Source organism: Ideonella sp. (assembly GCF_041287625.1).
In the GTDB taxonomy this organism is placed as follows: Bacteria; Pseudomonadota; Gammaproteobacteria; order Burkholderiales; family Burkholderiaceae_C; genus Ideonella.
The window spans coordinates 1-4346 of the sequence record NZ_JBGGNH010000047.1 but is presented as its reverse complement, the minus strand read 5'-3'; the positions used below and the strand labels follow the sequence as shown (position 1 = coordinate 4346).

Genomic DNA, 4346 nt, shown 5'->3' with positions numbered 1-4346 from the left:
CGCCGAGAACCACGGCGGGCGCGCCAATTCCCTCACGGCGCCAAACCCCGTGGCGCAGGCCGCGGTGGTGGCCAAGGCGCACCGCAGTGCCGGCATCGACCCGCGCACGGTGACCTACATCGAGGCCCACGGCACCGGCACCCCGCTGGGCGACCCGGTGGAGATCAACGGTCTCAAGGCGGCGTTCAAGGAACTCTACGCGGCCACTGGCGGCAGCGAAGTCGCAGCACCTCACTGCGGCCTGGGCTCAGTGAAGACCAACATCGGCCACCTGGAACTGGCCGCTGGCGTGGCAGGCGTTGTCAAGGTGCTGCTGCAGATGAAGCACAGGACGCTGGTGAAGAGCCTGCACAGCGAGACGCTGAATCCGTACATCGACCTGCACGGCAGTCCGTTCTACGTGGTGCAGGAGACACGCGAATGGGCAGCGCCGCGTGATGCGCAAGGCCAACCGCTGCCGCGCCGCGCGGGCGTCAGCTCGTTCGGCTTTGGCGGGGTGAATGCGCATGTGGTGCTGGAGGAATACATCGCGCCGGTGTCCACGGCCGTCGACGCCGGGCCGGTCGCGGTGGTGCTTTCGGCCCGCAACGAGGAACGGCTGTTGGCGCAGGCGCGCCAGCTCCAGGATTTCATCGGCTTGCCGGAGAACGCAGGCGTTGACTTGAACGACCTGGCCTACACGCTGCAGGTCGGCCGCGAAGCGATGGAAGAGCGGCTGGCCCTGGTGGCCGGCTCACTGGGTGAGCTGGGCGACAAGCTCGCCCGTTTCCTGTCCGGCGAGGCCAGCGTGGAAGCGCTGCATCGCGGCCAGGTCCGCCCCAACAAGGACGAGATGGCGGCCTTGTCGGCAGATGCAGACATGGCGCAGGCGGTGCAAAGCTGGATCGAGAAGCGTGAGCTGGGCCAGTTGCTCGCGCTGTGGGTCAAGGGCTTTGCGCTGGACTGGCGCGCGCTTCACGGCGCGCACAAGCGCCGCCGCATCAGCCTGCCGACCTATGCCTTCGCCAAGGAACGCCACTGGGTGCCGGGCAGCAGCGCCGTGCGCCCGGGTGTCACGGCCATAGGAGACGTGCCGCAAGCCGCACGCGAAACCCCACCCAACCAGAACACCTCCGAGATGACCGATTTGATTGCTGCAAATCCAGCGCTGGCTGCGGACGGGCGCTTGCGTGAAAAAAGCATCCTGCAGATCAGGCAGCTGGTCAGCGAGGGCGTCGGGCTGCCGCTGGAGACCATCCAGGCCCACATCGGCTTTGACGCGTACGGCATCGACTCCATCCTGGCGCTGGAGTTGACCAATGCCTTGCGCGACGGGATTGGGGCCGAGGGCATCGGCACCTCGCTGTTCTTCGAGCATCCGACCATCGAGCGCCTGGTCGAGCATTTCATGCAAACCGAAGCCCAGGCCTTGCGGCGCTGGACCGGCCTGGACCGGGTCGCCGTGGGACCTGCGCCCGCTGCGCAGCCTTCTGTCGCGCCTGCAGCCGCCTTTGGGCCCGCGGACCGGCCCATGGCGGGGCCAGGTTTCGACGTGGCCATCGTCGGCTTGTCCGGCTGCTACCCGGGCGCCGCCGATGTTGGCGAGTTTTGGGCCAGGCTGGCCGGGATGAACTTCACCGGCGAGGCCGAGCTGGCGAACGAGGCCAGCGGGTTCGACCGCCAGTTCTTCGGCATCGGCCTGGAAGAGGCGCAAGCCATGGACCCGCAGGCGCGGATTTTCCTGCAGCAGGTGCACGCGAGCATCGAAGAGGCCGGCTACACACCTGCCCGGCTGGCGCACAGCCGGAAGATTGGGCTGTTCGTCGGTGTGAGCAACGCGCACGGTGGGGCCCTTGCCGACCAGGTGTCGCAGTGCTTCGACTTCCAGGGCCCCAGCATGGCCGTGGACACCGCCGGTGCGTCCGCGTTGACGGCACTGCATCTGGCCGTCAACAGCCTGCGCTGCGGCGACAGCGAGGTGGCCGTCGCTGGCGGCGTGGACGGCGAAGCGGTGGGCGCGCTGCTGCTCAAGCCGCTGCAACGCGCGCTGGCCGATGGCGATCACGTCCACGGTGTGATCAAGGGCAGCGCGGTGAGTTCTGCCGGCAGGACGCAGGGTGACGCCGCTGCCATCGCTGCACAGCAGGCCCGGCTGACCGGCGAGGCGCTGCAGCGAGCGGGGGTTGAGGCGCGGGCGCTCAGCCACCACCTTGCCGCGCAGGCTGGCAGCGGCTTTGTCGGCCTCAGCCAGTTGCTGCTGCAGCTGAAGCACCAGACCTTGCTGCCGGATGCGCGCTCGCAGCTGACCCATTGGCGCCGCCCGGTGCTGGCCCTGGATGGCAAGCCGAGCGAGCTGCCGAGGATGGCCGGCATTTCTTCGTTCGGGGCTGGCGGCGCCAACGCCTGCCTGGTGATTGCGGAACACGTCCCGCCACTCGCAGCGGACGAGGCGGCGAACGCCAGCCAGGGGCCGGCGCTGGTGCTGCTGTCGGCTCGCGACGGGGCCGCGCTGCAGCGGCAGGCACAGCGGCTGCTGGCGGCCATCGCCACGCCGCAGGCCACAGCCGGGCTGACGCTGGCCAACCTGGCCTACACGCTGCAGGTGGCCCGCGAGGCCATGGCAGAGCGCCTGGCGCTGCAGGTGGGTTCGCTGGACGAGTTGCGGGCCAGGCTGGCCGCCTTCATCGCCGGTGACTTGCAGCTGAGCGGCCTGCATCGCGGTCAGGCCGGGCGCCAGGCCATGGCGCTGCTGCTGGACGACGAGGACATGGACGCTGCGGTGCGGGCCTGGATCGCCAAGGGCAAGTTCGGCAAGCTGGCCGAGCTGTGGGCCCAAGGCTTCGACCTGGACTGGCAGCGCCTGCACCCAACTGCGGATGGCGGTGCCCGTCCCAAGCGGATCAGTCTGCCGACCTATCCTTTTGCCAGTGAGTTTGCGGGTGAGTCGCTCGCGACCGGTGCGGAGCTGACCTCGCCACGCCAGGCGCTGGCCGAGCCTGAGCGGCCGGCACCGGCCCCTGCCGAACCGGCTGCGCTGGCGGCCGTCAAGCCCATGCCGCGGCAAGCGGGCAGGACCTCGTGGCCGCTGTCGTTCGCGCAGCAGCGGCTGTGGTTCCTGGACCAATACGAGCCCGGCCTGGCCATCTACAACATCCCCGTCGCCGTGCGGCTCACGGGCCAGCTGGATGCCGACGCACTGGCGCGCACGCTCAACGAGATCGTGCGCCGCCACGAGGCGCTGCGCACCTCGTTCGCGATGGAAGCGGGCGAGCCGGTGCAGGTCATTGCGCCGGCGTTGGTCTTGCCGCTGGAGACGGTGGACCTCAGCAGCCTGCCCGAAGCGCCGCGCGAGGCGCAAACCCGCGAACATCTGCAAGCCGAGGCGGACCGGCCGTTCGACCTGGCGACCGGCCCGCTGATCCGCTTTTGCCTGCTGCGGCTGGCCAGCGATGCGCACCTGCTGCTGGTGACCATGCACCACATCGTCTCGGACGGCTGGTCCATGGGCATCGTGGTGCAGGAAGTGGCGGCCCTGTACCGGTCCTTCCAGCAGGGCCTGCCGCCGTCCTTGCCGGCCTTGCCCATCCAGTACGCGGACTTCGCCGAATGGCAACGCCAGCGCCTGAGCGGCGGCCTGTTGGCACAGCAGCTGGGCTACTGGCGGCACAAGCTGGAAGGCAGCCCGCAGCTGCTGGCCCTGCCCACGGACCGGCCGCGGCCGACCAAGCTGGGCCACCGCGGTGCGGCCCTGCCGTTCACCGTGCCGGCGACCGCGGTGGCCGGCCTGCGGGCGCTGGGCCACCAGGCGCAGGGCACGCTGTTCATGGCGCTGTGCGCGGCCTTCAATGTGCTGATGGCGCGGCATTCGGGCCAGCGCGACATCTGCATCGGCACGCCCATCGCGAACCGCAACCGCACCGAAATCGAGAACCTGATCGGCTTTTTCGTCAACACGCTGGTGCTGCGCACCCAGGTGGACCTGGCGCAGGACTTCCTGAGCCTGCTGCAGCAGGTGCGGCAGACCACGCTGGAGGCCTACGACCATCAGGACGTGCCCTTCGAGCAACTGGTCGAGGCCGTGCGGCCGGAGCGGCACACCAGCTACTCGCCCTTGTTCCAGGTCATGCTGGTGCTGCAGAACGCGCCGATGACCGGGCTGGTCTTGCCTGGCCTGCGCGCCGAGCTGATGCAGGCCGAGCGGGTGACGGCGAAGTTCGACCTGACCTTGACGCTGGTGGAAGACGCGCAAGGCCTGCACGGCGAGCTGGAGTACAACACCGACCTGTTCGAGCCCGCGACCATCGAACGCATGGCCGGCCACTTCACGCAGCTGCTGCAGGCCATCGTCGAAGACCCTGAGCGCCCGG

At 69.4% G+C, this 4346-nt stretch carries 1 protein-coding gene; it reads left to right on the top strand.

The window, feature by feature from the left end; translation table 11 throughout:
- Positions 1–49: 49 nt before the first annotated feature.
- Positions 50–4346, top strand: a 4297-nt coding sequence (locus tag ACAH41_RS18180) for a condensation domain-containing protein (protein WP_370538403.1), incomplete at its 3' end; no start/stop codon positions are given.